The following is a 462-nucleotide window of genomic DNA, read 5'->3' as shown; positions in this document are numbered from 1 at the left end:
ATGTTGCAGCGGGCTGGGCGGGGACTGTGCCGCGCGTTGCCTTACGCGTGCGGGAGGCACGGTACGCGAGTATGACCCCGGCGACGACTGCGAGCAGGATAAGGACCGGGACCACAAGGGATTCCATTTTCACGTGCCGTTCTCTGTTCTTCCTGGCCTTTGCCAGGTGCGGTCGTTTTGCTGGCTGGCCGCACGGATATATTCCTGCTGCTGGTTGTGTTGCTGGGCATTCTGGCTGGGGTGGGTAGCGGCGGCCAGGCGGTCGCGGGCGGCAGTGGCCGCCTGTACCTGGGCCGCGTAGTGGCGTGCCGACCGCTCGGCAAGCTCGCGCTGGTACTTTGCGGCCTCCGACAAGCCTGGATCGCGCGGCCGCAGCGCGGTGGCGACGCCCCACAGGAGGACCACCAAAACAATCGCCGGCAACAGCACCAGCAGGAGATCGCCCATACCTAGAGCCTAATC

General features: G+C 65.8%; 1 protein-coding gene. It reads right to left on the bottom strand.

The window, feature by feature from the left end; genetic code table 11:
- Positions 1 to 129: 129 nt before the first annotated feature.
- Entirely contained in the window at positions 130 to 447 is a 318-nt protein-coding gene (locus AC1DKD_RS42055; RefSeq protein WP_477144843.1) for a hypothetical protein, read from the bottom strand.
- Positions 448 to 462: the final 15 nt, after the last annotated feature.

Source organism: Cupriavidus sp. 05T313, from assembly GCF_056396665.1.
This window is presented reverse-complemented; position numbering and strand designations above follow the sequence as displayed.

Excerpts from the sequence above, each read along its gene's own strand:
- AC1DKD_RS42055 (WP_477144843.1), bottom strand. The coding sequence starts at position 447 with ATGGGCGATCTCCTGCTGGTGCTGTTGCCGGCGATTGTTTTGGTGGTC.